Origin of the sequence: Veillonella parvula, assembly GCF_001553335.1 — a bacterium.
GTDB lineage: Bacteria > Bacillota > Negativicutes > Veillonellales > Veillonellaceae > Veillonella > Veillonella parvula_S.
Genome location: NZ_KQ960792.1, coordinates 29,050 through 51,026, shown reverse-complemented (window position 1 = coordinate 51,026; position 21,977 = coordinate 29,050). Strand labels below are relative to the sequence as shown.

The following is a 21,977-nucleotide window of genomic DNA, read 5'->3' as shown; positions in this document are numbered from 1 at the left end:
TATTACAGGTGATAACTGTGGTTATTGCTTTTGGAGCTTTAATAGCGCTTATTTGTCTCACAAAAGACAAATAGCCCTTCGTTATCTTAGATGATTCGATAACTGAAAGGCCATTTCTCAAGCTTTTTTGTTTTCAGAGATGAGCCTGACGGCACTACTCGTCTGACTATCTACCTATATTATAGGGATAAAGATTTATATCGTCAAATTGAGATAAACTGGAGGTTCTTATGAAACCATTTGAAACAAAGGATTATAAAGCTTTTACTATGTTTGAGAATCGTTGGGCTCTTGTTACGGCTGGAACGCTTGATAATTTTAATACGTGTACGGTTAGTTGGGGTAGTATGGGCAATATATGGGGCCCTAATGGTGGCGATATATCCACGGTGACAGTGTACATTCATCCAGCGCGTTACACTCAAGAGTTTATGGCGAAATATGATACCTTTACAGTTAGCTTTTTCCCTGAAAGTTATCGCAAGGCTCTTGGTTATTTAGGTTCTCATTCTGGCCGCGACGAAAATAAGGTGGCAAATTCTGGCCTAACGCCAGTTGCGGCAGGCGATGGGGTAACTTTCAAAGAAGCAGAGTTAACTTTTGTATGTAAAAAGCTATATGAACACCAATTCGATGAAGCCCATTTGGCGGAAAAAATAAAAGACTATTACGCATCTAATCCTGCTGTATATACACAAGCTGGGCATGATCGTTGGGAACCACATTATATGTACATTGGCGAAGTAGTAGAGGCTATAGAACAATAGAAATATAGAATAATAGTTGTTTAGTTAATAGCTACTTAGCAAGATAGGGCAGAATGCATAATAGATAGATCCTATATAACATATGATTGTGTAGACGATAGATAAAATAAATACAGATAAATAAACGACAAACAAAAAAGGCAGCCCTGAGCTGTATCCCTAAAAATTGGACACAATTTTTGAGAGGTACAGTTTACGTTAGGGACTGCCTTTTTTGCTATTTTTATCAAAAGGAGAAAGTGAGAAGGTATTTACTACCTGCATTTATAATAACATAGTTAATGAGTATAAAATGACACATATTATTGGAATAAATTTATCTGATTTGAATCCTATATTTTTTAGAGTCCATGATTAAGAGAGGTCATGACTTTGATGAAAAATGAATATACAAGAGCTGACTACAGAAAATGGCTTATATAGTGACTTCTTTTAGTGATAAGTGCTATAAATAGTGTAAATTGATAAAATTTTTATAAAATATAATCCCACAAGAACTGCAAAATCTGATATAATATTAATATGAAAATCGATGTATGTAAGGACTAAAAATGGTGTGTATGAAGTGATTTTCTAGCCTAGAAAATCGCTATATCCTTGGTATTCAGTCGATATAATCGGAATGTTGTATATATGAAATGACTACGCAAATGCGTAGTTTTTATTATTTTTTGTTTGGTGTAGGTAGTCCCATGAGTGTAGTGAAGCCTTTATTATGGCTATTAGAACCGTATATCGTATACAAAGCCTATTTGTGGGGTGCCCGTTTCATGGCACAACCCTTCACGTGGGAAGGCGAATTAGATTGGTTTGCTTTTATGTTAACCCTATTGCTCGTCATTGATGTGGTGGCGTTGCCCTTAGTGATCTTCTATTGCCCTGGCTTGAATCCTGGGGTACGTGTTCCAGACTGGATTCGCCGTTTAGGAATGCCTATTTACACCGTCCATAATTGGCTTGATAGTAAGGTGGGTGGCGACACATCTACGCCGATTATATGGCTTCGTAAAGCCTTGCATTCCTTGCTTTTATTCATTTATTATCTAGTGCCATTTTATGTGGGTGGTCATCTCATAATGGGCCTCGTAGTAGCGCTCATGTATGACGTCCTCGTATGGGCTCATGGAGGTGTGTGATGACGACTTGTGAATGGCCGACGACGCCTTTATATCAGGATTACCACGATTACGAGTGGGGCCGACCAATTCATGATGACCAACATCAATTTGAACATCTTTGTCTTGAAAGTCTCCAATGTGGACTCAGTTGGCTTACGATTTTGAATAAACGGAACATCATTCGAGCATGCTTTGATCATTTTGATATTGATGCGGTGGCTACTTATGGTGAAAGCGACATTGAACGCATCATGCAGACGGAGGGGATGCTTAAGCATCGTCCTAAAATTGAAGCCATTATCAATAATGCTGCTGCTTTTAAACGTATTCAATCTGAATTTGGTTCGTTTTGTAACTATATTTGGGGATTTACCAATCATAAAACGATTATTTATGAAAACCATCCAGAAGGTCATTTTCCTACAAAGAATGGTTTATCTACGCGGATTAGCAAAGACTTAAAGCAGCGGGGCTTTAAGTTTGTAGGGCCTGTTACAATTTATTCGCATCTACAAGCTAGTGGCCTTATCAATGATCACGGTAAAGACTGCCCTTGCTTTGAGGAGATTAATAAAACAGCAGATATCGTACGGTTACCTGTAGACGATGAAGCGTAAGGGAGATACATAGATTGGTTAACAATAGCTTTTACGCATACTTGTGTTTACATAATTGAATTTGTTGTTATGTGGAATTGGGTGTACACTAAAGTCGATGAGGCGATAGCGACTCATCTCATGTCGGCCCGCTTTATATATAAACACATATACTCTCTCTCTCCTAAGCGGGTCTATCATTAGTTCTCTCTCAACGCTATAAACTATACAGAGCCTCTACCCTTATTGGGTAGAGGCTTTTTGCTGTATATTTTATGCCATATAAATTGATTTATTTCGATATGATTGCTATACTGAAGTAAATTGATAGTGTTACTTTCATAATTAAAGAAGGGAAATATATGATTGGTTTGGGAACGGCCATTAACATTGGCCTTATCATAGCTGGTAGCCTATGTGGCCTCGCGTTTGGTCGCTTTATGAAAGAAAATTTAAAGCAAACGCTCATGATTGTGAGCGGTATTATCGTGCTCCTCCTCGGTATGAGTGGGGCCATGCAGTATATGCTTGTCATTGTCAATGGATCTCTACAGACAACGGGCCCGCTGTTGATGATTATTAGCATGGTTGTAGGCGCCGTTATTGGTGAAATTATCGACCTTAATCATTGGATTACTGTGTTTGGTGACTGGGTGAAAGCTCGCACTGGCAACGCTGGTGATCCAAAGTTTACGCACGCCTTTATCACTGCATCTCTGACGTTTACCGTAGGTGCTATGGGCGTACTTGGTTCTATTCAAGACGGTCTTACTGGAAATTATCAGACATTACTTTTAAAAGGCATCCTCGACGGCATCATCGTTATGGTTATGGTATCCTCTATGGGGAAAGGGGCGCTGTTCTCCTTTATTCCAGTAGGTATTACGCAATGGCTCATTACGGCTATGGCACATATTGCGGCGCCGTTGATGACACCTAGTGCTATCGATAATTTATCCTATGTCGGATCTATTCTAATTTTCTGCGTTGGTATCGACCTCATCTGGCCTGGCAAAGTACGTATTGCAAACCTTCTGCCAGCCATCTTCGTGGCAATGGGACTTACATTTTTGCTATAACTAGTATTATAAATAATACATAGATTTTCATAAGAGACCTATATTCTCTCAACCTTTAATATGTATTTTATACATGATACGGTCGAGGATGTAGGTCTTTTTACTTTTTAAAATTAATTTAGTTGAAGTGGGAATTAATGATAGTTTTAATTCAATTATGACGATAGGGTAAATTGATTACATTCCGAAATAGGTGGCCAATAGAGTCATCTCAAGTGTAGGAATTAGATGATGTTTTATAGAATCTCTTTATTAAAATTATTTGTAGAATAATTTTAATTCTATGTATAGTTTTTCATCAAGTATATGTTATTGAATTATACCTGTTTAACAGGTATAATTGAAAGAGAGATTCTATGATTATCGGATTTAAGGATAAGGAAACAGAAAAAGTTTACTATCAAAGCTTTTCTAAACGCTTTTCTCCGTTTATACAAAGGTTAGCTCTTCGTAAATTACTATTGTTAGATAATGCTGAATCATTACAAGATTTACGCTGGCCACCAGGTAATCGCTTGGAGTTGTTGCAAGGAGATCGATTTGGTCAGTATAGTTTGCGGATTAATGGTCAATATAGACTGTGTTTTAAAGTGAAAGATAGTAGTAGTTTTTATGATGTAGAAATTGTAGTTTATCATTAATAGAGAGGAAATTAATATGGAAAAGTTTATTCCTACACCTACCATTAGTGAAATATTAAAAGAAGAGTTTATGGATCCATTAGGACTATCTGCATATCGATTGGCTAAGGATATACATGTGCCTGTTTCACGGATTCAAGAAATATTGAATGGTACACGATCCATTTCAGCAGATACATCGTTGCGTTTAGCGAAATACTTTGATGTTTCGGAAGGGTATTTCTTGCGTTTACAGATGGATGTTGATTTGCGTACTGCAAAACTTAGTGAGGGGATGGATGAAGTATTATCCTCTATTGCACATTGTGCTTCATTAGAACCCGTAGATTGTCAATAAGAGATTGATAATTTTCGATGTATTTGGTACAATTATCTTAAATTAGTAAGTTGTTATAACATTGAATATTGATATAAGGAGAACCTATGTTATTCGTTGAATATCCTAAATGCACAACATGCAAAAAAGCAAAGAAATTCTTAGATGATCATAACATCAAGTACACAGATCGTGACATCAAGTCCGAAAACCCTACAGCTGAGGAAATTGCTGCTTGGTATCCACAATCTGGTAAGGATTTGAAAGCATTCTTTAATACGTCTGGTATGATTTACCGTGAACAACAATTAAAGGATAAATTGCCAAACCTTAGCGAAGAAGAAAAACTAGCTTTATTAGCATCTAATGGCATGCTTGTAAAACGTCCTATCTTGGTTCTTGAAGACAAAGTACTCGTTGGATTTAAAGAAGCAGAATGGATTGAGGCGTTGAAGCTCTGATTTCATATTAGTTAACCGAAAGAACAGGTCCCTAAAAGCCTCCATAGCGAGCTAAGTCGTTTTTAGGGACCTGTTCTTTCTACGTTTTAATAAAGAAATTAGAGCTCACAACTAAGACCTCTTTACGGCTAAGTTATTTTTAGAGATAGGTCCTTTCATTTATTAAAAAATTTGATTTGTATATTTCTTTTATGTTTTGTATAATAATTACACCATATAGATACCCCTATGGGTATTTTGGGTGTTGGTAATATTATTTATAGAAGTAAAAGGTATTTCCGGATTAAGTAAGGCCGGTATTTCATTTATAGAGAGGTCTATATGAAGTTTTTACAGTCTTTATCAGCGCAGGTGTCTTTGCGCACGCAGGGGGCTATTTTGGCACTCGGCTTGTTATTTATTATATTAGATGCGCTTACGGAGCCTATGGACCCAGCTATTGATTTGGCGTGGGTGACGGTCATCATTTGTGGCTTGCCATTGCTCATCAACAGCGTGCAAAGTATTTGGGATCATTTAGAGATTCATGCTAATTTTCTCATCGTGATAGCCATGGTGGCGCTCATTGCCATTGGAGATTACCATACGGCGGCTTATGTGGGCCTCATCGTACATGGTGGCTTCTTCTTAGAGCAGCTTATCACGGGCGACGTGCACTATACATTGGATGATGACATGTTGCCGACCATGCCTACACAGCTTGTAGCCTTGCGTCAGGGCATCAACAATTATTCATCCGTCATTGTTGTGGCCGTCATGTTACTTTCCATGGGTTCCTATGCATTGACACAGAACTTTATGCATACCATTACATTGCTAGTTATCCTTTGCCCATGCTCTTTGGAACTCGTTCTTGTAGCACTCATGATGGGGTCCCTTGTAGATGAAAACTCTCCGACAGCGGGACTTTCAAAAGAGGCGAAACAATGCCATTTGGGACTACTCATCGTGTCCATTTTGTTCCACGTTGCCATCATCGGTGCTGGCGTGTTAGGATCTATTAATCCTGTAACAGCGGCTGCATTGCACGGCTTGGCGCGACTTGGTCTTGTGTATAATTTGAAAGTATTAAACGGCTCCTTGTGCGTCGCATAAAAAATTAAACTCCCCTAGTAATCATAAGTATTACTAGGGGAGTTTTGTATATACAACAGTGAGTTGCACAGTATGTATTTTACATTACGTATTATATAGTACGTATTATACAGTACGTATTCTATTGTTGTCCTTTGTCTCCAAGTGTGAGGAGTAGGAATATGATGGATAGGATACATGCACCAACGAGGGCAATGAAACCACCATCCCAACCGTAGAGGTCAACCATGAGACCCATGAAAGCACCAGCACCAGCAGAACCGATGAGGTAACCAAGAAGGCCTGTAAGGCCAGTAGCACCACCTGTTGCTACGCGTGGTACCATGTCCGCTGCTTGAAGGCCAATCATCATAACAGGACCGTAAATGAGGAAGCCGATAGCAATGAGTGCTAAGTTATCGATGAGGACATTGCCTGCAGGGTTAAACCAGTATACAAGGATCGCCAAGATAACGAATAACATAAAGCAAATTGTGGCTGGAGCACGACGGCCGCGGAATACGCGGTCGCTCAAGTAACCACTTACAAGCATGCCTGGAATACCAGCCCATTCGTATAAGAAGTAAGCCCAACGGGAACCTTCTTTTGTGAAACCTTTCACAGCGGTTAAATAGGTCGGCGCCCAGCTAACTACGCCGTAACGGATGAAGTATACAAAGATATTTGCAATCGCAAGATACCATAAGTATTTATTATGCAAAATATATTTGTAGAAGATTTCTTTGAAAGTACTTTTTTCTTCATTTTCTGTATGTGTATGAACGACTTCGTGTTTGTATTCTTCGATAGGAGGTAAGCCACAGGATTGAGGCGTATCTTTCAACAATACAAAGGTAATAATCGCTAACACGATAGAGATAAGGGCAGGGAAGAAGAAGATACTATGCCATGTACCGAATAGGTAGATACCAAGCGTAGCAAGAGGAGCGATAATGCCGCCACCTAGGTTGTGGGAAACGTTCCACCAAGACCACCAAGCACCACGTTCGGAACGGGAGAACCAAGTTACCATGTTTTTTGCATATGGAGGGTAGCCCATACCTTGGAACCAACCGTTTAATAAGGCAAGAACGCACATGATAGGAATACTGCTCATAACACCTGGTAAGGTGCCGAATAATAACATAACTAAAGCACTCAGCAATAGACCTACTGTGGAGAAGTATTTTGGGTTAGAGCGGTCAGACGCATTACCCATAACAAATTTACTTACACCGTAAGCTACGGATAAGATGGTCATAACTATACCGAGATCCGCTTTGGTGTAGCCGTACTCAGCAATCATGTACGGAACAGCCAAACTAAAGTTTTGGCGGATCAAATAGAATGTAGCATAACCAATAAATGTACCTGCAAAGACTTCGTGACGAAGACGTTTGTAGGTGGAATCGATTTGCGCCTCTGGTAAACGTTCAATATGAGGAGCAGGAGAGAAAATCGACATCGTTACACATCCTTTCTACAACATGTCATTTGTAATAATACCATGTAGGGTATGTAGTCGATTATACTTAATTTTCTATTATAATAAATAGTTATTAGAAAATTGAATTATAGATAGTATTGATTAGGGTGAAATAGTATTGAATAGGTTGAAAATCATCAAAATATCTTCTATGTAAAAATTATTAGATTTGTAAATACATATATGAATAACTGTTCATGCATTTGCGTAATGAGGCTATGCAAGAATAATATAATCTCAATAGATCCAGTATCTATCTGTGTTTTTTTAGTATATATGAATGATTGTGCATATTTTGTTATTGACACAAATATACCCATATGGGTATAACATAATCATAAGACATACCCCTATGGGTATAAAAACAATAAAAATGGTAAACAGAACGATACATAAAAATGTTTACCTTACGGTCCCTATATACATGGACGCATGTATAGAGACCATAGTCAATGTGTACATATCATTATATATAAGCTTTCACAGGAGGTAATTATTGAATGGTGGAGCAAAATAGCAGAATGGTTCGATTTGAATCGTGAAAAAGTTACATTAGTAGCCGGCGGTATCGGCGTAGTATTTAGTGTATTAGGTGTTCGTTTAGGTTTGCCTTTCGACTGGGCTTGGTTCACAATAGTATTGTGTGGCCTTCCTATCGTGTGGGGTGCCCTTGTTCACAACGGCGGTAGCCTTCTCGTAGTGGCAAACTCTGCACTATTGTTGCGTTGGGCTTACAAATCTAACCACGCAGTAGAAGACGATGATTCCGTCCTCGTGAATGCAGCTCGTAAACGCGTGTTTGAGGCTTAATAGTAGTTCATTATAAATATAAGTATGGAGTGTGTGTATCGATTTGATTACTAAATCGATGAGCGTTAAAAAATAATATAGTCAATAAAAAGCGCTATCTATCCCTAACGAAACTCAAATAGAGTTGTGGGATAGATAGCGCTTTTGTTTCACTTATAGTATAAAATCGATGGTTTCTAGTGTTGATTAATCAATATATGTTACAGGATAACCTTTGGCTTCGATTTCACGGCGGTTAAGGCCATTTGGTAGATCTGGGTAGCCGATAGCGAGGCTAGCGTAGACTTTTTCGTCTTCGCTAAGACCTAGTTCACGCATTTTGGCTTGGATGCGTTCATTATCTTGAAGATGACGGATTTGGTTAACCCAGCAACTGCCAAGGTCGAGTTCATTGCAAGCAAGCATCATGTTTTGCATAGCACAAGATACATCAGCAAAGTTATTAGCATAGTTTGCTTTACTAGCTAATACGATGAGCACAGGTGTATTATAGTGGAATACAAATTTGCCTTCGGCGGACATCTTAATGATATTGACCATGTAAGGTAAAGTATTTTCTGTAATCGGCATTTTGCCGTATTCTTCTTGAATGAGTGTTACTAGTTCTTGAAGCACATCTTGGTTCGTAATGACCATGAAATGTGTTAATTGCGTATTACCGCCAGATGGAGCGCGGCGACCAGCGTCGAGGACTTGATTAATAAGTTCTCGAGATACTTGATCTGCTTTAAATTTACGCGTACTATGACGAGTTTTGATGCACTCTAAGGTGTTCATATAGGCCTCCTATTATAAGTTAGCTTTGATATAGAATTTCTTTTATTATACTACAAGGAAGGACCTAGTAGGGGGCGTATTTTTACTAAGTCATTTATTAGGAGACGGTTCTGCAACGAAAAAAGATTTCATTGAAAACAGAAGTTATAACTTTCTAATTTAATATCAAATAAACTTATAAATAAAGTAACAATTTTATGGTATGATTTTTACCCATAAATTCTATAGAATTGCCTAATTCTTAACGAATAAGAAAATAAATATTAATTAATTGACAAATTTAAAAATATCTGTTCAAAGTAGGCTTTTTGCGTTGACTGTTTACCGTAAAATTGTGTACAATTAATTAGTAGATAATTGTGTGCATATGGAGGTAGAATATGGCAGAAATTGGTGTACTTGAAGGGTATAAACATAAAGAAGATGTTCCTGATTCAGAATATTTAAGATTGGAAAATCAATTGAGCTTTCCACTTTATGTAGTGGCGAAGGAAATTGTTAATGCATATCGTAATCACTTAGATCCTTTAAATTTGACATATACTCAATACATCGTAATGATGGCATTGTGGCAATATGGTGATTTATCCGTTAAGGAATTGGGCCAAGTATTGCGTCTTGATTCTGGTACATTAACACCGCTTTTAAAGAAATTAGAAGCGAAAGCATTCTTGAAACGTAAACGCAGTCGTCAAGATGAACGCGTAGTTATGGTAACCCTTACTGATACGGGCAAAGAATTACGTGATGTAGCTGTTCATATACCACGCCGCTTGGCTGAAGCGTCAGGTCCTATTTTTGACGTAGAAGAAACACGTCAATTGCGTATGTTGCTCAATAAATTACTAGAAGCAATCGATAACGCAAACGCAAAAACAGCAGAGAACATGAAGGGCTAATTTGATACAACCTCATATGCATATATTCTGTAACCTTGGAAATCTAAAAATTTTATTAAAAATGTGATATACTATACCTATAGCGTATTGTATTCAGGTCATGTGAGAGTATGACTAATTTGTGATTTGCCCTCGCGGCACAAAGGAGAGCATTATGAATAAAAATTTATTAGGTGCATTTGTATTAGCCGGTACATTATTAGTAGGTGGTGTTGCAAACGCAGCAAACTGGAATGGGTTAGCTAACTACCCAGAGGTTCCAAATAGTGCAAATGGTACAGAAACGTATTTCTTTGATAAAGCATCTGAGTTTAAAGGTATCGATAGCAGCCGTAACCATGTATTTGGTGTTAATGTAATTAATATGCATAATAACCAATACGGGGAAGCTACATTATTCAAATATCTTGTTCATCCAAGCTTACATACTGTATATCGTTACGCTCCAGATGGTCAAGTTTACCAAATTCAACCTGGAACAAATGAGTTCAATATGTTCATGGCTGCTTGGAAAGAAGTATACGGCACAACTTTCGAATTCCCAGCGTTATAATTTGATGGCCCGTACCGTAATAATTACATAACTATTGCTGGTGAAAGCTCCTTTTGGGCTTTCACCAGTGTTGTTTATGGAGGTTTTTTATGTCTAAATCTGAATTTGCTCAAGCCTACACTGAGCGTATGTTCCCTGATATTGCAGCCCCAGCAGGTTATATTGACCCAGAGTTTGAAGTATTGTTTGATAATTTCGCCTTTGATGAAGTCATCACCGAAGAAGGCCGTAATGTACCGGCAAAGGATCGCTTCTTAGCCATTCTTGCAACATTAGTAGGCGCCTCTGCTGTTGATGAATATGCATTAATGCTACCGGCAGCATTAAACTTTGGTCTTATTCCTGATGAAGTGGTAGAGCTCATTTATCAAGCGGTGCCCTATCTTGGCATCGGACGTGTGCGCCCATTCTTTAAGGTGACCAATAAGATTTTTGACTATCGAGGAGAAGCTATTGTTGATCCATCTCGTAGCACGATTACTGGCGAGTCTCGTCTTGAAAAAGGCGTAGAAAAACAAGTGGAAATCTTTGGCGAGTCTATGCGTAATTCTTACCAAGAAGGTCCAGAAGATATTCGTCACATCAACAAATGGCTTGCCAATATGTTCGGCGATTACTATACGCGTAAAGGCCTTAGCGTGGCTCATCGTGAAATGATTACTTTCTGCTTCCTTGCGGCTCAAGGTGGCTGTGAAGCTCAACTCAAGGCTCATGTAGAGGGTAATTTGAACGTAGGGAACAGCAAACAATATTTGATTAACATCGCATCCCAATGCGTGCCGTATATCGGCTATCCTCGTACCTTGAATGCCCTTCGTTGCATTCAAGAAGGCTACACCGCATGGGAAGCTAAACAATAAAGGAGTTCTATGTTTGATTTAAATCCGGTTCAGATATTAGCAAGTATTCCTGCTATTATGATCGTTTTTTCTATCTTTGGATATGCAGAGGCGAAGGTAGCAACTTGGTTTGGTGATCCAACGCCGCGTTTGGCGGGACGCCTCACATTGTCACCAATGGCGCACCTTGATCTAATTGGTACCATCTGTATTATTCTTGTTGGCTTCGGTTGGGCAAAACCTATGTCAATTAATCCATCTTACTTTAAAGATCCACGACGTGATATAAGCTTGCTTGCCTTTGCAGGGCCTGTGGCAGGTCTTATAGCAGGCTTCATATTCACCTTTATATATATGCTTCTTGGAAAATTAGGCCTCATGGAGTCCCAAGGTCTTGCCATGGTTATGCAATATATTATTTTATATAGTATTGGCTTATCAATCTTCTGTTTGATTCCGTTCCCACCATTGCCTGGTTTTAATATTATCTTGCCGTGGTTGCCTACAGAGTGGCAGATGAGATATTACCAATTAGGGATGCTTAATTTACTATTCTTTATCATCCTTATTAACACACCCATTATTTCTATGGTTATTCGTCCATTACAACAAACGATATTTAAAATCTACTTTGCCATTATTGGGCTCATACTATAATTATATTTTGTGAAAGTCTCTACCATAAAGGAATATCTTTATGGTAGATTTTTTTAGCTAGATTTAGTTTATCTGTATATTTAGCTTATCTATATATTTAGCCTATCCGTATATTTTGTGTATTTGTACATTCTACTGTTTTTTATAGTAGCAGGTTAACTTTTGACTGTTCTTTAGACTTTATATTAAAAACTATCGATATAGTTCCTCGATTGTGTTATAATAAGTACGGAAATCGTAAAATTTCGATATAGCAATATTATAGTGTTTCATTAGATACTATTGATATAGTAAATTGATACACTAAATCGATATACTAAATTGATACTGTATATAGATATTCAAGTGAATAGAAGAGGAATTACATATGAATTTTGAAGAAAATCAAGTGCCAGAGGCGATTTTGGACAAGCTTACAAAGGTGTGTACTTGCCGTAGTATTACGCGCAAAACGATTAAAGAAGCCATTTTAAATGGTGCTCATACATTTCCACAAGTAAAAGAAGTAACTCGTGCTGGCACGGGCGCTTGCGGTGGTAAAGGCTGTGGGCCTCGCATCGTAAAGTTGTTAGCTGAAATGAAAGAACAAGGCAAAATTTAAATTAAAACATCCAAAATATGAAATGTAAATTACGAAATTTCAAATTACAAAGTCAAAGCTAAGAACTATAAGCAATATAATATAAATTTAAAAGTTGAATCTATAAGCTGTAAGTAGTAAACTTCAAAGATTAGATTAAATACATAAAGATTGTTGCTTAATCCCGCTATCGGACGTATCCGCAGGGGTTGGGTAACAATCTTTTTGTGTTGTTGGGGTGGTCTTTATTTTTTGATATACTATACATAATACTTTTTAGAGATTTTGGAGGTATATATGTTTCGACGTTTCGTGGCAGCTACGATGATCGGCGCCTTAGCGCTTACAACGGGTTGTGGTTTACATAATCCATTTACTTCAAAGGCAGAGCCTGTGACCTATGAGTCCGTAGTACAAAGCGAGCTTTCACCAGAGCAAAAGGTGGACAAGCTAGTGGCGAATATGTTTGATGCAGACAAGGTGGGTCAACTGTTGATGATTGGCATCCACGGCACAACGTTAAACGATGACGCAAAGTTTATGCTCAACGAGTACCGCGTAGGCGGCATTATTTTGTTCGATCGGAACATGGAGTCCAAGGATCAAGTTAAAACGCTCATTGCAGACATTAATAAGGCTGGTAAAAGTGCGGGTTTAACGCCGTTGTTCCTCGGCATCGACCAAGAAGGCGGTGCGGTAGCGCGCATGGAGAATCAACTTATCAAGGTTCCTCCTGCTGAGGAGCTAGGTAATGCACCTATTGAACAGGCTGCATCCTTGGCAAAACAGTCTGGTGCGGAACTAAAAGACTTGGGCTTTAACATTAACTTTGCTCCTGTGGCGGACTTGGGATTAACCTATGGTCGTTCTTATAGTACGAACCCTGATGAGGTTGTGCGCTATGCAGGTGCCGTTGGTAAGGCTTACGATGAAGCGGGCTTGTGGTATTCCTATAAACACTTCCCCGGCATTGGCAAGACTGACGTAGACTTGCACGCGGACACAAGCATTGTTCCTGTATCTAAAGAAGCATTGCTTTCAGAGGACACAAAGGTATTCGTAGACCTTATCAAACAGTCTAAACCGAATACCTATACAATTATGGTGTCTCATGCGATGTACCCACAAATCGATCCAGACCATCCCGCTAGTTTATCGAAGACGATTATTACTGATTGGTTGCGCAAGGACATGGGTTACAATGGCGTTGTCGTAACAGACGATATGGATATGGGAGCCCTCGCTAAACACTATACCTTTGGTGACATGGCTGTGCAATCCATCCTCGCAGGCAGTGACATCTTGCTTGTGTGCCACGAATACGAACACATGCAAGCGGCTTACAATGGCCTTATGAAAGCTGTGAAAGACGGTCGCATCTCAAAAGAACGACTCGATGAATCGGTGAAACGGATTTTGCTTATGAAAATGAGCCGAGGATTGTAATCTACATTCTTTATAAAAATATATAGTGTATACATAACGAGCTATCAAGGATTTTATTAAACCGATAGAGAATTAATAGGTAAAGTGATTCTCTATCGGTTTGTTTTTCGTTAGGAGTGAGGTATATGGCTCGGAGAATAATGTTGAACGGTACGTCTTATTTTGGGCAAGGTGCGATTCAGGAGATTGTAAACGAAATTAAGAATCGTCATTTTAAAAAAGCTCTCGTTACGTCTACGCCTGACTTGTTTGAGTTTAAGGTAGCTACAAAGGTAACAGACCTACTTGATGCGGCGGGTATTGCTTATGAAATCTATGACGGTATCAAACCAAATCCTACCATCGAAAATGTAATATCTGGTGTGGCTGCTTGTAAGGCGGCTGGTGCTGATGTTATCGTTGCCGTTGGTGGTGGTAGTCCAATCGATACAAGTAAAGCGATTGCTACTATTATTACGAACCCTGAATTCGCCGATGTGCGCAGCCTTGAAGGTTTAGCACCTACCAAGAATCCTTGCTTACCGATTATCGCTGTTACTACTACCTCTGGTACGGCTGCAGAGGTTACTATTAACTACGTTATTACAGACGTTGAAAAGAACCGCAAATTCGTTTGTGTTGATCCTCATGACATCCCAATTGTTGCCATCGTGGATCCTGATATGTCCGTGTCTATGCCGACAGGTCTTTGCGCTGCCACAGGTATGGATGCCCTCGTACACGCCGTAGAAGGTTATATCACAAAAGGGGCGTGGGAACTAACGGATATGCTTCACTTGAAAGCTATCGAAATCATCAGCCGTTCCTTGCGCAGTGCCGTGGCTGGTGATTATGCAGGCCGTGAAGCCATGTCCTTAGGTCAATACATTGCGGGCATGGGCTTCTCCAACGTAGGCCTTGGTATCGTTCACTCTATGGCGCATCCATTGAGTGCCGTGTACGATATTCCTCATGGTAAGGCTTGTGCCATGCTGTTAACAGCGGTATTGAAATTCAATGCCCCTGCTACAGGTGAAAAATATCGTGAAATCGCTCGTGTTATGGGCGTTCCTGATGTAGATAGCATGGATCAAGAAACCTATCGTCAAGCAGCAATCGATGTAATCCAAAAATTAGCTGATGACGTAGGTATTCCTAAATCTCTTAGCGAAGCAGGTGTAAAACGGGAAGATATTCCATTCCTCGCTGAATCTGCTTTCAATGACGCATGTACACCTGGTAACCCACGAGATGCATCCTTAGAAGAAATCATCGCTATCTATGAATCCATATTTTAATTAGTGTTTTTACATATTTCAAATGTCTCCGAATATGTAAAGTAAATATATTTACACACTCACATAACAAAACTAGCCATCTCATGTTAGAGGTGGCTAGCTTTGTGTTTAAAGCGCTATCTATTGTTTTATGACTCGGACCTTTGACCTCGTGTTCAGTAAGAAAGCTATTTTTATACATAATCCTTTCTTGAAAATGGTGGATTACATAAGTATACTAATGATATGAATAGATAGTTTGACTGAGAGTAAAGCGATTTCGGTAGATGGCACTCAATGACTAGGTGCTTAGTTCAACCCGTTAAATCACTGAGATGGTTACATGTGATGTTTAGATAGGTGTTAGATAGTAATGCTAAGGAGAATCTTATGAAATTATGGAAATTTAATAAGCGTAGTTCTACCTTGGCAGATATGTCTATGAATCGCGTGCTTTTAACGGAGCTCATTGCAAAGGGGGCCCTTGTTGGGGTGATTGCAGGTTTCTTTGGGGCATCATACCGTTATTTGATACTTGAATCAGAGCATATCAGGTGGCATCTGATGGATGGTATTACTATGGAATGGGCCATAGGTTGGCTTGTGGCCATGGTCATTTTTGCGTTTATTGTAGATCGATTGCTCGCGTGGGCGCCATTATCCGGTGGTTCAGGGATTCCTCAAATCGAAGGGGAAATGCTTGGACTCTTTGATATGAAGCCCTATCGGACACTAGTATCTAAAATGATTGGTGGCGTACTGACCGGCTTTGCAGGATTTTCCGTAGGTCGTGAAGGACCAGCCGTACAGATTGGTGGCTCTGCTGGGAAAATCGTGTCCTATTGGATGAATTCGGGGCTACGAGAACAGCGTATTTTGACATCTGCAGGTGCTGGAGCAGGCTTAACAGCCGCCTTTAGTGCGCCCGTATCGGGGGCGATGTTCGTCTTTGAAGAGGTACATAAAAGCTTTTATCCGTATCTTGTTGTGCCCACCTTTGTGGCGACCTTGATTTCTAACTATATTACGGTGAGTATCTTTGGTCTTACACCAGCACTGGGCTTTACGGTGACCTCAGGGGTTCCTCTTGAATATTTTCCGATATTGCTCATGGTGGGTGTGATCATGGGGCTATGTGGCGTGTTATTCTGCCGTATGATTTTTGCTTTCAAGAGGTTCTTTGACTGGCTCAGATGTTCTAGGTTCTTAAAATTAGCCCTTACTTTCGTGGCGGTGGCGGCCATTGGCTTTGATTCGCAGCTCCTCTTGGGCGGAGGCAATGACCTCGTGGGTCAGCTTGCCTTTCAATCCCACGGTGTATTGCTCTTAGGTGGCATCGTATTAGGCAAGATTTTGCTCACCACCTTCTGCTATGGCAGTGGTGCTCAAGGGGGCATATTTTTGCCTATGCTTGTTATAGGTGCTTCTGCAGGTGCTTTTTGTGAAAGCTTACTTTCAACATTAGGACTCATTTCTCCTGATTTTGTACCGCAATTTGTTATCTGTGCTATGGGTGGCATGTTAGCGGCCGCTATGCGGACCCCAATTTTAGCGATTCTACTCGTTCTTGAAATGACCAATAGTTTCTCCAACATTTACGCCATCGGTATTGTTACGCTCGTAGCCTATCTTGTGGCGGAACTTTTAAAAGAACCACCGATTTACGATTCTTTATTACAAGCCATGAGTGGTCAAAATAATCTAGAGTCTGTGCAAACCTTCTTTCAAACGAAGGTGCCTGTGGTGGCAAACTATACAGATGTACAACTACAAGACTTAGCATTACCAGATGGTACACTCATCGTAAGCATTCGACGTAACGGTACCTACATTGTGCCACTAGGAGACGTGAAACTCGAACCGGGGGATGAATTACAAGTCTCTTGTGAACGGGGCCGATTGAAGGCGGCGAAAGAATTTTTCCAATCAAATTAGCCATTATATGTAAAGTTAATCGTTGATTCGTGGTATATATTAGGAGTAGTTTATGAAAATTGTGAACGCTACTGAGTCAGATATATTAGAATTGTATCGATTGCAATTGCTTACCTTTGAAAGCGAAGCGGAGATGATTGGCAGTCGAATGGTTCCTGCATTGATGGAGTCGGAAGAGGAGTTTAAAGCTACTTTCACCCAATGGCATACCTATAAACTGGTAGATGATGCGGGAAGAATCATCGGAGGTATTCGCTATCAATATGACGATGGAGTGGTAGAGGTCGGTCGCTTGATGGTGCATCCAGACTATCGGCAACAAGGGCTGGCTCGGAAATTATTAGCCTTCGTAGATGAACAATGCAGCCAAGATCGGCGCGTATTATATACATGTACGAAAAGCTGGATCAATATAAAGTTATATACAAAAATGGGGTATAAAGCCGTTAGAGAAATACAAGATGACACGGGACTATCCTTTGTATATATGGAGAAACAATAATTCAAACGGCATGGGAGGTCTTAATGTGCTTGATAATATAGTGGTATTCTATATATTCTTTACTATAGTTGGCTTTTTAGCCGCTATGCTGGGCACCATCATCGGTGCCGGTGGGGGTCTCGTATTCGTGCCTCTCTTTATGTATTGGTTCCCTGAGTGGTCTCCGTCCATGATTGTAGGGACGTCACTCTTTTCTGTTATGTGTAACGCTATTTCTGGATCTATAGCGTATCTGAAACAAAAAAAGGTATATATTAACGCTGCTATTGTCTTTAGTTTAGCTACCTTCCCAGGCGCCATTTTAGGGGCCCAAATGTCTGGATGGTTCTCCGGCAAGGGATTTATGTTTGCCTTTGGATGCTTTATGCTGTGTGCATCTGTATTGATTGGTTTTAAAAATTTTAGAAAAGGGGAACGAAAGGAAGAGTCTCTGACTCTTGAGCAGTTGAGCTATAGTAAGCCCATCGGTATTAGTATTAGCTTCTTTGTAGGCTTTATTTCTAGTATCTTTGGTATTGGTGGAGGACTTATTCATGTGCCGGCTTTAATTTATCTCATGGGTTTCCCTACACATATGGCAACGGCTACAAGTCAATCTATTCTTGCCGTATCAACAACGGTGGGGGTTATTACACATTTAATTGAAAGTCACATCGTATTTAGCATTGCTATCCCTACTAGTATTGGCGCTATCTTTGGAGCTCAAGCGGGGGCCCGTATTGCAAAACGTCTCAAAGCAAAAGCTATCCTCGCCCTCATGAGCATAGCTGTCTTTGCATTGGCGGTACGCCTCATTCTTAAATCTGGTATTTTGGGATAATATAGTTTTATAATTAATCTATCTTTAATAAGCATAATTTAGTAAAGCTCTCTAATGGTGATTCGTAAGCGTTTATCATTAGAGGGCTTTCTGTATTTTCAGCATTTTATAAAAGGGTATAACTAAAAGTCATAGAGAACTATAAATGAGAATGAAAAATTTAAAATATATAAATCATACTATTTTTATGCATAATGTTAGTAATGTATTTACTATAGAATTATAGGTAGTACGAATCGTTATTTAGAGAGGTTTTAGCATATAATTACTGACTATATCTATACATGCTTAATAAATAAGGATTCTTGATTGTATATGAGGAAAAATGGGTACATGATAATGCTAATGAGATGTACTTTCAACTGAGGGAATAAAAGGGGAATGCATATCGATTTTTATTAGAAGAGATATAAATTATGCATAATTATAGTGAGGAGAATGAGAACGGCGTATACTAAAAGTAATAGATTCCTTAAGAAAGGATAGGAGGAAATAGAAGTGAGTACACTTATTAGAGATTATGAACGTTTTGCCAAGGAGGCAAATGAGATTTGTAAAGGTCGCGTATACACCGATCATTTACGTCGTTATGCATATGGCGTTGATGCGTCTTGTTATAGCTATTTACCAAAGGTAGTCGTTAAAGCGGAGGATGAACGAGAAGTAAGACGTCTCATTCGTTTGTGTCAACAATGTGGGACACCATTTACATTCCGTGCGGCCGGCTCCTCCTTGTCTGGTCAATGCTCCAGTGAAGATGTGCTCATCGTATGTAATGATGGCTTCAAGAAAATGGAAGTTATTGATGATGGGAAAGCCTTGAAATGTGAATGCGGTGTTATCGGTTCCGATGCGAATGATTTATTGAAACCGTACAATCGTAAAATTGGTCCAGATCCTGCAACGCTTGCTACAGCATTAGTAGGTGGTATCTTGAATAATAACTCCTCTGGTATGTGCTGTGGTACGGCGCAAAACTCTTATAAAACAATTCGGTCCATTCGCGTTGTATTATTAGATGGCTCCATCCTTGATACGTCTGACCAAAAGAGTATTGATCAATTCCTTAAAGAAAAACCTCAAATGGTAGAGGATATCTTACAATTGCGTAAGGATATTTTGGCCGATGAAGAATTGACACACTTGATTCACCATAAGTACAAAATCAAAAATACCACAGGGTACGGCTTGAACTCCCTTGTTGATTTTGAAGATATTATTGATATCATCAACCACTTGTTCATCGGTTCTGAAGGTACATTGGGTTTCGTATCTGAAATCGTATATAACACTGTTGAGGACGTACCTTACAAAGGTTGCGGTCTCATGTTCTTCAAAACATTGAATGATGCATCTCTTGCGGTTGTAGCCTTGGCTAATATGGGTCGTGACAAGGTTGTAGCTGCTGAAATGATGGACTATCAATCCCTTAAGGCCGTTCAATCGCTAGATAATGTGCCTGAATTTGTTCGTGAAGTTCCTGAAGGTACAAGTGCTATCCTGTTCCAAACTGAAAGCTACTCCAAAGAAACTGTCGATGAAAACTTAGCTTTCATTAAAGACAAATTGAAAGATATTCCAACGGCTATCCCAAGTCTTTACTCTCAAGATCCTAAAGAATACGATTCCTGGTGGGCAATCCGTAAAGGTATCTTGCCAATCGTTGGTGGTCAACGTAGAAAAGGCACTACTGTTATTACAGAAGACGTATGCTTCCAAATCGAAGATTTCACGAAGGGCATCGAAATGCTTACCGAATTATTCCACAAATACGATTTCGTAGACGGTGGCGTAATCTTCGGTCATGCGTTATCTGGTAACGTTCATTTTAACATTACCCCTGATTTTAGTGTTCCTAAAGATACTAAGAACTTTGGCGATTTAGTAAAAGAAATGTCCGAACGCGTTTCTGGCTTCGGTGGTTCTTTGAAAGCTGAACATGGTACAGGCCGCATGGTGGCACCGTTCATTGAAATGGAATGGGGCCGTAAAGCATACGAAATCAACCGTCGTATCAAAGCTATCTTTGACCCTGAACGCATTTTGAATCCTGATGTTATCATTACTGATGACCCAGATGTGCATAAGAAAAACCTTAAAGCTCAATGTGTTATTGATGATGCTTTTACAATCTGTATGGAATGCGGTTTCTGTGAAAAACATTGTCCAAGCCGCAATTTAACATTGACTCCACGCCAACGTATCGCATTGTTGCGCGAAACGAAACGCCTTGAAAACGAAGGCAATTTCACATTGGCTGCGGAGCTTAAAAAAGGCTATGAATACTTTGGTGTAGATACCTGTGCTGCGTGCTCCATGTGTAAAGGTCTTTGCCCGCTCAGCATTGATACGGCTCAAATTGCATTATCCATGCGCCGCATCGATCCTCCAGCACCAGAATTGGCTAAGAAGATTTACGATAATTTCCCTACTACACTTCAAATGGCTCGTGCCGGCGTAAGTCTTGAAGGTATTGCCGGTTCTATCGTTACGCAAAAAGCGATTTCCAAGATTACAGAAGGCTTACATGGTGTAACTGGTATTACTCCGTACATTCCTAAGACTACGCCTAAGGCCAACCGTTACAGATTAAGAAGCTGCATTAAACCGACTAATTTTGAAAAGGTTGTATATTTTAGTACCTGTGCGAACCGCGCTTTCAAACCTAATCAAGGTTATGACGATGAACGTAGCTTGCAACAAGTAGTGGAAAGCCTTTGCAACAAGGCCCATATCGATATTATCTACCCTGAACATATCGAAAACCTTTGCTGTGGCTTGAGCTTTGAAAACTACGATGACGTTCATGAACGGGCTGTAAAAGACTTACACGATGCGTTGATGAAAGCATCTCAAAATGGTAAATATCCAATTGTGATCGACCATAGTGCATGCTTTAACCATGCTTTCAAACATATGCCAGACTTAGAAATCAACGATATTTCTGAATTCTTGTGCAAATACGCTGTGCCTCATCTCGACATTGAAAAATGTGATGAACGGGTCATCGTACATAAACAATGTAAGATCAAATCCTTGAATAAATCTCAATATATTGAAGATTTGGCTCGTCTATGTACAGATCATGTATTCAACATTAAATCCTTTGCATGTGATGGTTTTGCTGGTCAAAAAGGGTTCTTCACACCAGAACTCAACAAATGTGCTACCAAAGACCTTGCAGCCGAAATTGCTGAATACGGTGCAACACTAGGCGTAAGCTCCAGCTCTACCTGTGAAATCGGCCTTGGCGAAAACGGCGGCATCCCATTCATTGGCGTTGCATTCCTACTAGATCGTTGTTCTAAGGCTAAGAAATAAGTCTTGTATATCTATTGCTATTTACGTTAATGTTGTTAGTAGTT

General features: G+C 39.6%; 22 protein-coding genes. 20 read left to right on the top strand and 2 right to left on the bottom strand.

All coding sequences use genetic code 11. The annotated features are described in order from the left end of the window. The first annotated feature begins 230 nt into the window (after window positions 1–230). From HMPREF1865_RS05640 to HMPREF1865_RS05605, 8 genes are all read left to right on the top strand, one after another. Entirely contained in the window at window positions 231–767 is a 537-nt protein-coding gene (locus tag HMPREF1865_RS05640) for a flavin reductase (protein ID WP_060919488.1), read from the top strand. Window positions 768–1,459: 692 nt separating this feature from the next. Continuing rightward, a complete protein-coding gene (locus HMPREF1865_RS05635; protein WP_060919487.1) occupies window positions 1,460–1,903 on the top strand; it encodes a hypothetical protein in 444 nt (147 codons plus the stop codon). After that, window positions 1,903–2,502, top strand: a complete 600-nt coding sequence (locus tag HMPREF1865_RS05630) for a DNA-3-methyladenine glycosylase I (RefSeq protein WP_060919486.1) — start codon at window positions 1,903–1,905, stop codon at window positions 2,500–2,502. Before HMPREF1865_RS05635 ends, HMPREF1865_RS05630 begins: the two co-directional genes overlap by 1 nt. Window positions 2,503–2,843: 341 nt before the next feature. After that, a complete protein-coding gene (locus HMPREF1865_RS05625) occupies window positions 2,844–3,560 on the top strand; it encodes a DUF554 domain-containing protein (protein WP_008714647.1) in 717 nt (238 codons plus the stop codon). A gap of 356 nt (window positions 3,561–3,916) precedes the next feature. Then, the gene (locus HMPREF1865_RS05620) at window positions 3,917–4,201 is read left to right on the top strand and encodes a type II toxin-antitoxin system RelE/ParE family toxin (RefSeq protein ID WP_060919485.1); all 285 of its coding nucleotides are present in this window, start codon (window positions 3,917–3,919) and stop codon (window positions 4,199–4,201) included. 16 nt (window positions 4,202–4,217) lie between these two features. After that, the gene (locus HMPREF1865_RS05615; protein WP_058948305.1) at window positions 4,218–4,538 is read left to right on the top strand and encodes a HigA family addiction module antitoxin; all 321 of its coding nucleotides are present in this window, start codon (window positions 4,218–4,220) and stop codon (window positions 4,536–4,538) included. A gap of 86 nt (window positions 4,539–4,624) precedes the next feature. Further along, window positions 4,625–4,978: a Spx/MgsR family RNA polymerase-binding regulatory protein gene (locus tag HMPREF1865_RS05610; RefSeq protein ID WP_005384960.1), complete on the top strand. Its 354-nt coding sequence runs from the start codon at window positions 4,625–4,627 to the stop codon at window positions 4,976–4,978. Window positions 4,979–5,299: 321 nt separating this feature from the next. Further along, the gene (locus tag HMPREF1865_RS05605; protein ID WP_060919484.1) at window positions 5,300–6,073 is read left to right on the top strand and encodes a hypothetical protein; all 774 of its coding nucleotides are present in this window, start codon (window positions 5,300–5,302) and stop codon (window positions 6,071–6,073) included. Window positions 6,074–6,194: 121 nt separating this feature from the next. On the opposite strand, the gene pgtP is transcribed toward HMPREF1865_RS05605, so the two are convergent. After that, complete coding sequence (pgtP, locus tag HMPREF1865_RS05600; protein ID WP_060919483.1) at window positions 6,195–7,517, bottom strand: phosphoglycerate transporter protein PgtP; 1,323 nt, start codon at window positions 7,515–7,517, stop codon at window positions 6,195–6,197. Window positions 7,518–8,069: 552 nt separating this feature from the next. Here pgtP and HMPREF1865_RS09645 point away from each other — a divergent pair. Continuing rightward, window positions 8,070–8,348 (top strand): hypothetical protein, encoded by a 279-nt coding sequence (locus HMPREF1865_RS09645; protein ID WP_230949607.1) that lies wholly within the window; start codon window positions 8,070–8,072, stop codon window positions 8,346–8,348. Between the two features lie 186 nt (window positions 8,349–8,534). On the opposite strand, the gene HMPREF1865_RS05590 is transcribed toward HMPREF1865_RS09645, so the two are convergent. Next, window positions 8,535–9,125 carry a nitroreductase gene (locus tag HMPREF1865_RS05590; protein WP_060919481.1) on the bottom strand — a complete coding sequence of 197 codons (591 nt, stop codon included), beginning with the start codon at window positions 9,123–9,125 and terminating at the stop codon, window positions 8,535–8,537. 380 nt (window positions 9,126–9,505) lie between these two features. Here HMPREF1865_RS05590 and HMPREF1865_RS05585 point away from each other — a divergent pair, with 380 nt between their 5' ends. From HMPREF1865_RS05585 to HMPREF1865_RS05535, 11 genes are all read left to right on the top strand, one after another. Further along, entirely contained in the window at window positions 9,506–10,024 is a 519-nt protein-coding gene (locus HMPREF1865_RS05585) for a MarR family winged helix-turn-helix transcriptional regulator (protein WP_008714655.1), read from the top strand. A gap of 154 nt (window positions 10,025–10,178) precedes the next feature. Then, window positions 10,179–10,577, top strand: coding sequence for a hypothetical protein (locus HMPREF1865_RS05580; RefSeq protein ID WP_021148759.1), 399 nt, complete (start codon window positions 10,179–10,181; stop codon window positions 10,575–10,577). A gap of 89 nt (window positions 10,578–10,666) precedes the next feature. After that, the gene (locus HMPREF1865_RS05575; protein WP_060919480.1) at window positions 10,667–11,437 is read left to right on the top strand and encodes a carboxymuconolactone decarboxylase family protein; all 771 of its coding nucleotides are present in this window, start codon (window positions 10,667–10,669) and stop codon (window positions 11,435–11,437) included. Between the two features lie 9 nt (window positions 11,438–11,446). Next, window positions 11,447–12,073 (top strand): site-2 protease family protein, encoded by a 627-nt coding sequence (locus HMPREF1865_RS05570; protein WP_004698228.1) that lies wholly within the window; start codon window positions 11,447–11,449, stop codon window positions 12,071–12,073. A 367-nt stretch (window positions 12,074–12,440) separates the two neighbouring features. Further along, window positions 12,441–12,674, top strand: coding sequence for a (2Fe-2S)-binding protein (locus HMPREF1865_RS05565; RefSeq protein WP_024061575.1), 234 nt, complete (start codon window positions 12,441–12,443; stop codon window positions 12,672–12,674). A 276-nt stretch (window positions 12,675–12,950) separates the two neighbouring features. Next, window positions 12,951–14,099, top strand: coding sequence for a glycoside hydrolase family 3 N-terminal domain-containing protein (locus HMPREF1865_RS05560; protein ID WP_060919479.1), 1,149 nt, complete (start codon window positions 12,951–12,953; stop codon window positions 14,097–14,099). A gap of 125 nt (window positions 14,100–14,224) precedes the next feature. After that, a complete protein-coding gene (gene fucO / locus HMPREF1865_RS05555) occupies window positions 14,225–15,376 on the top strand; it encodes a lactaldehyde reductase (protein WP_060919478.1) in 1,152 nt (383 codons plus the stop codon). Between the two features lie 369 nt (window positions 15,377–15,745). Then, window positions 15,746–17,290 (top strand): ClC family H(+)/Cl(-) exchange transporter, encoded by a 1,545-nt coding sequence (locus tag HMPREF1865_RS05550; protein WP_060919477.1) that lies wholly within the window; start codon window positions 15,746–15,748, stop codon window positions 17,288–17,290. 52 nt (window positions 17,291–17,342) lie between these two features. Further along, window positions 17,343–17,792 (top strand): GNAT family N-acetyltransferase, encoded by a 450-nt coding sequence (locus tag HMPREF1865_RS05545; RefSeq protein ID WP_060919476.1) that lies wholly within the window; start codon window positions 17,343–17,345, stop codon window positions 17,790–17,792. A gap of 25 nt (window positions 17,793–17,817) precedes the next feature. Beyond that, window positions 17,818–18,612, top strand: coding sequence for a sulfite exporter TauE/SafE family protein (locus HMPREF1865_RS05540; protein ID WP_004698223.1), 795 nt, complete (start codon window positions 17,818–17,820; stop codon window positions 18,610–18,612). A 498-nt stretch (window positions 18,613–19,110) separates the two neighbouring features. Beyond that, the gene (locus HMPREF1865_RS05535) at window positions 19,111–21,933 is read left to right on the top strand and encodes an FAD-binding and (Fe-S)-binding domain-containing protein (protein WP_060919475.1); all 2,823 of its coding nucleotides are present in this window, start codon (window positions 19,111–19,113) and stop codon (window positions 21,931–21,933) included. Window positions 21,934–21,977: the final 44 nt, after the last annotated feature.

Bases quoted from the DNA above. Each gene is read 5' to 3' on its own strand.
- HMPREF1865_RS05640 (WP_060919488.1), top strand. From the start codon at position 231: ATGAAACCATTTGAAACAAAGGATTATAAAGCTTTTACTATGTTTGAG.
- HMPREF1865_RS05635 (WP_060919487.1), top strand. From the start codon at position 1,460: ATGAGTGTAGTGAAGCCTTTATTATGGCTATTAGAACCGTATATCGTA.
- HMPREF1865_RS05630 (WP_060919486.1), top strand. From the start codon at position 1,903: ATGACGACTTGTGAATGGCCGACGACGCCTTTATATCAGGATTACCAC.
- HMPREF1865_RS05625 (WP_008714647.1), top strand. From the start codon at position 2,844: ATGATTGGTTTGGGAACGGCCATTAACATTGGCCTTATCATAGCTGGT.
- HMPREF1865_RS05620 (WP_060919485.1), top strand. From the start codon at position 3,917: ATGATTATCGGATTTAAGGATAAGGAAACAGAAAAAGTTTACTATCAA.
- HMPREF1865_RS05615 (WP_058948305.1), top strand. From the start codon at position 4,218: ATGGAAAAGTTTATTCCTACACCTACCATTAGTGAAATATTAAAAGAA.
- HMPREF1865_RS05610 (WP_005384960.1), top strand. From the start codon at position 4,625: ATGTTATTCGTTGAATATCCTAAATGCACAACATGCAAAAAAGCAAAG.
- HMPREF1865_RS05605 (WP_060919484.1), top strand. From the start codon at position 5,300: ATGAAGTTTTTACAGTCTTTATCAGCGCAGGTGTCTTTGCGCACGCAG.
- pgtP (WP_060919483.1), bottom strand. From the start codon at position 7,517: ATGTCGATTTTCTCTCCTGCTCCTCATATTGAACGTTTACCAGAGGCG.
- HMPREF1865_RS05590 (WP_060919481.1), bottom strand. From the start codon at position 9,125: ATGAACACCTTAGAGTGCATCAAAACTCGTCATAGTACGCGTAAATTT.
- HMPREF1865_RS05585 (WP_008714655.1), top strand. From the start codon at position 9,506: ATGGCAGAAATTGGTGTACTTGAAGGGTATAAACATAAAGAAGATGTT.
- HMPREF1865_RS05580 (WP_021148759.1), top strand. From the start codon at position 10,179: ATGAATAAAAATTTATTAGGTGCATTTGTATTAGCCGGTACATTATTA.
- HMPREF1865_RS05575 (WP_060919480.1), top strand. From the start codon at position 10,667: ATGTCTAAATCTGAATTTGCTCAAGCCTACACTGAGCGTATGTTCCCT.
- HMPREF1865_RS05570 (WP_004698228.1), top strand. From the start codon at position 11,447: ATGTTTGATTTAAATCCGGTTCAGATATTAGCAAGTATTCCTGCTATT.
- HMPREF1865_RS05565 (WP_024061575.1), top strand. From the start codon at position 12,441: ATGAATTTTGAAGAAAATCAAGTGCCAGAGGCGATTTTGGACAAGCTT.
- HMPREF1865_RS05560 (WP_060919479.1), top strand. From the start codon at position 12,951: ATGTTTCGACGTTTCGTGGCAGCTACGATGATCGGCGCCTTAGCGCTT.
- fucO (WP_060919478.1), top strand. From the start codon at position 14,225: ATGGCTCGGAGAATAATGTTGAACGGTACGTCTTATTTTGGGCAAGGT.
- HMPREF1865_RS05550 (WP_060919477.1), top strand. From the start codon at position 15,746: ATGAAATTATGGAAATTTAATAAGCGTAGTTCTACCTTGGCAGATATG.
- HMPREF1865_RS05545 (WP_060919476.1), top strand. From the start codon at position 17,343: ATGAAAATTGTGAACGCTACTGAGTCAGATATATTAGAATTGTATCGA.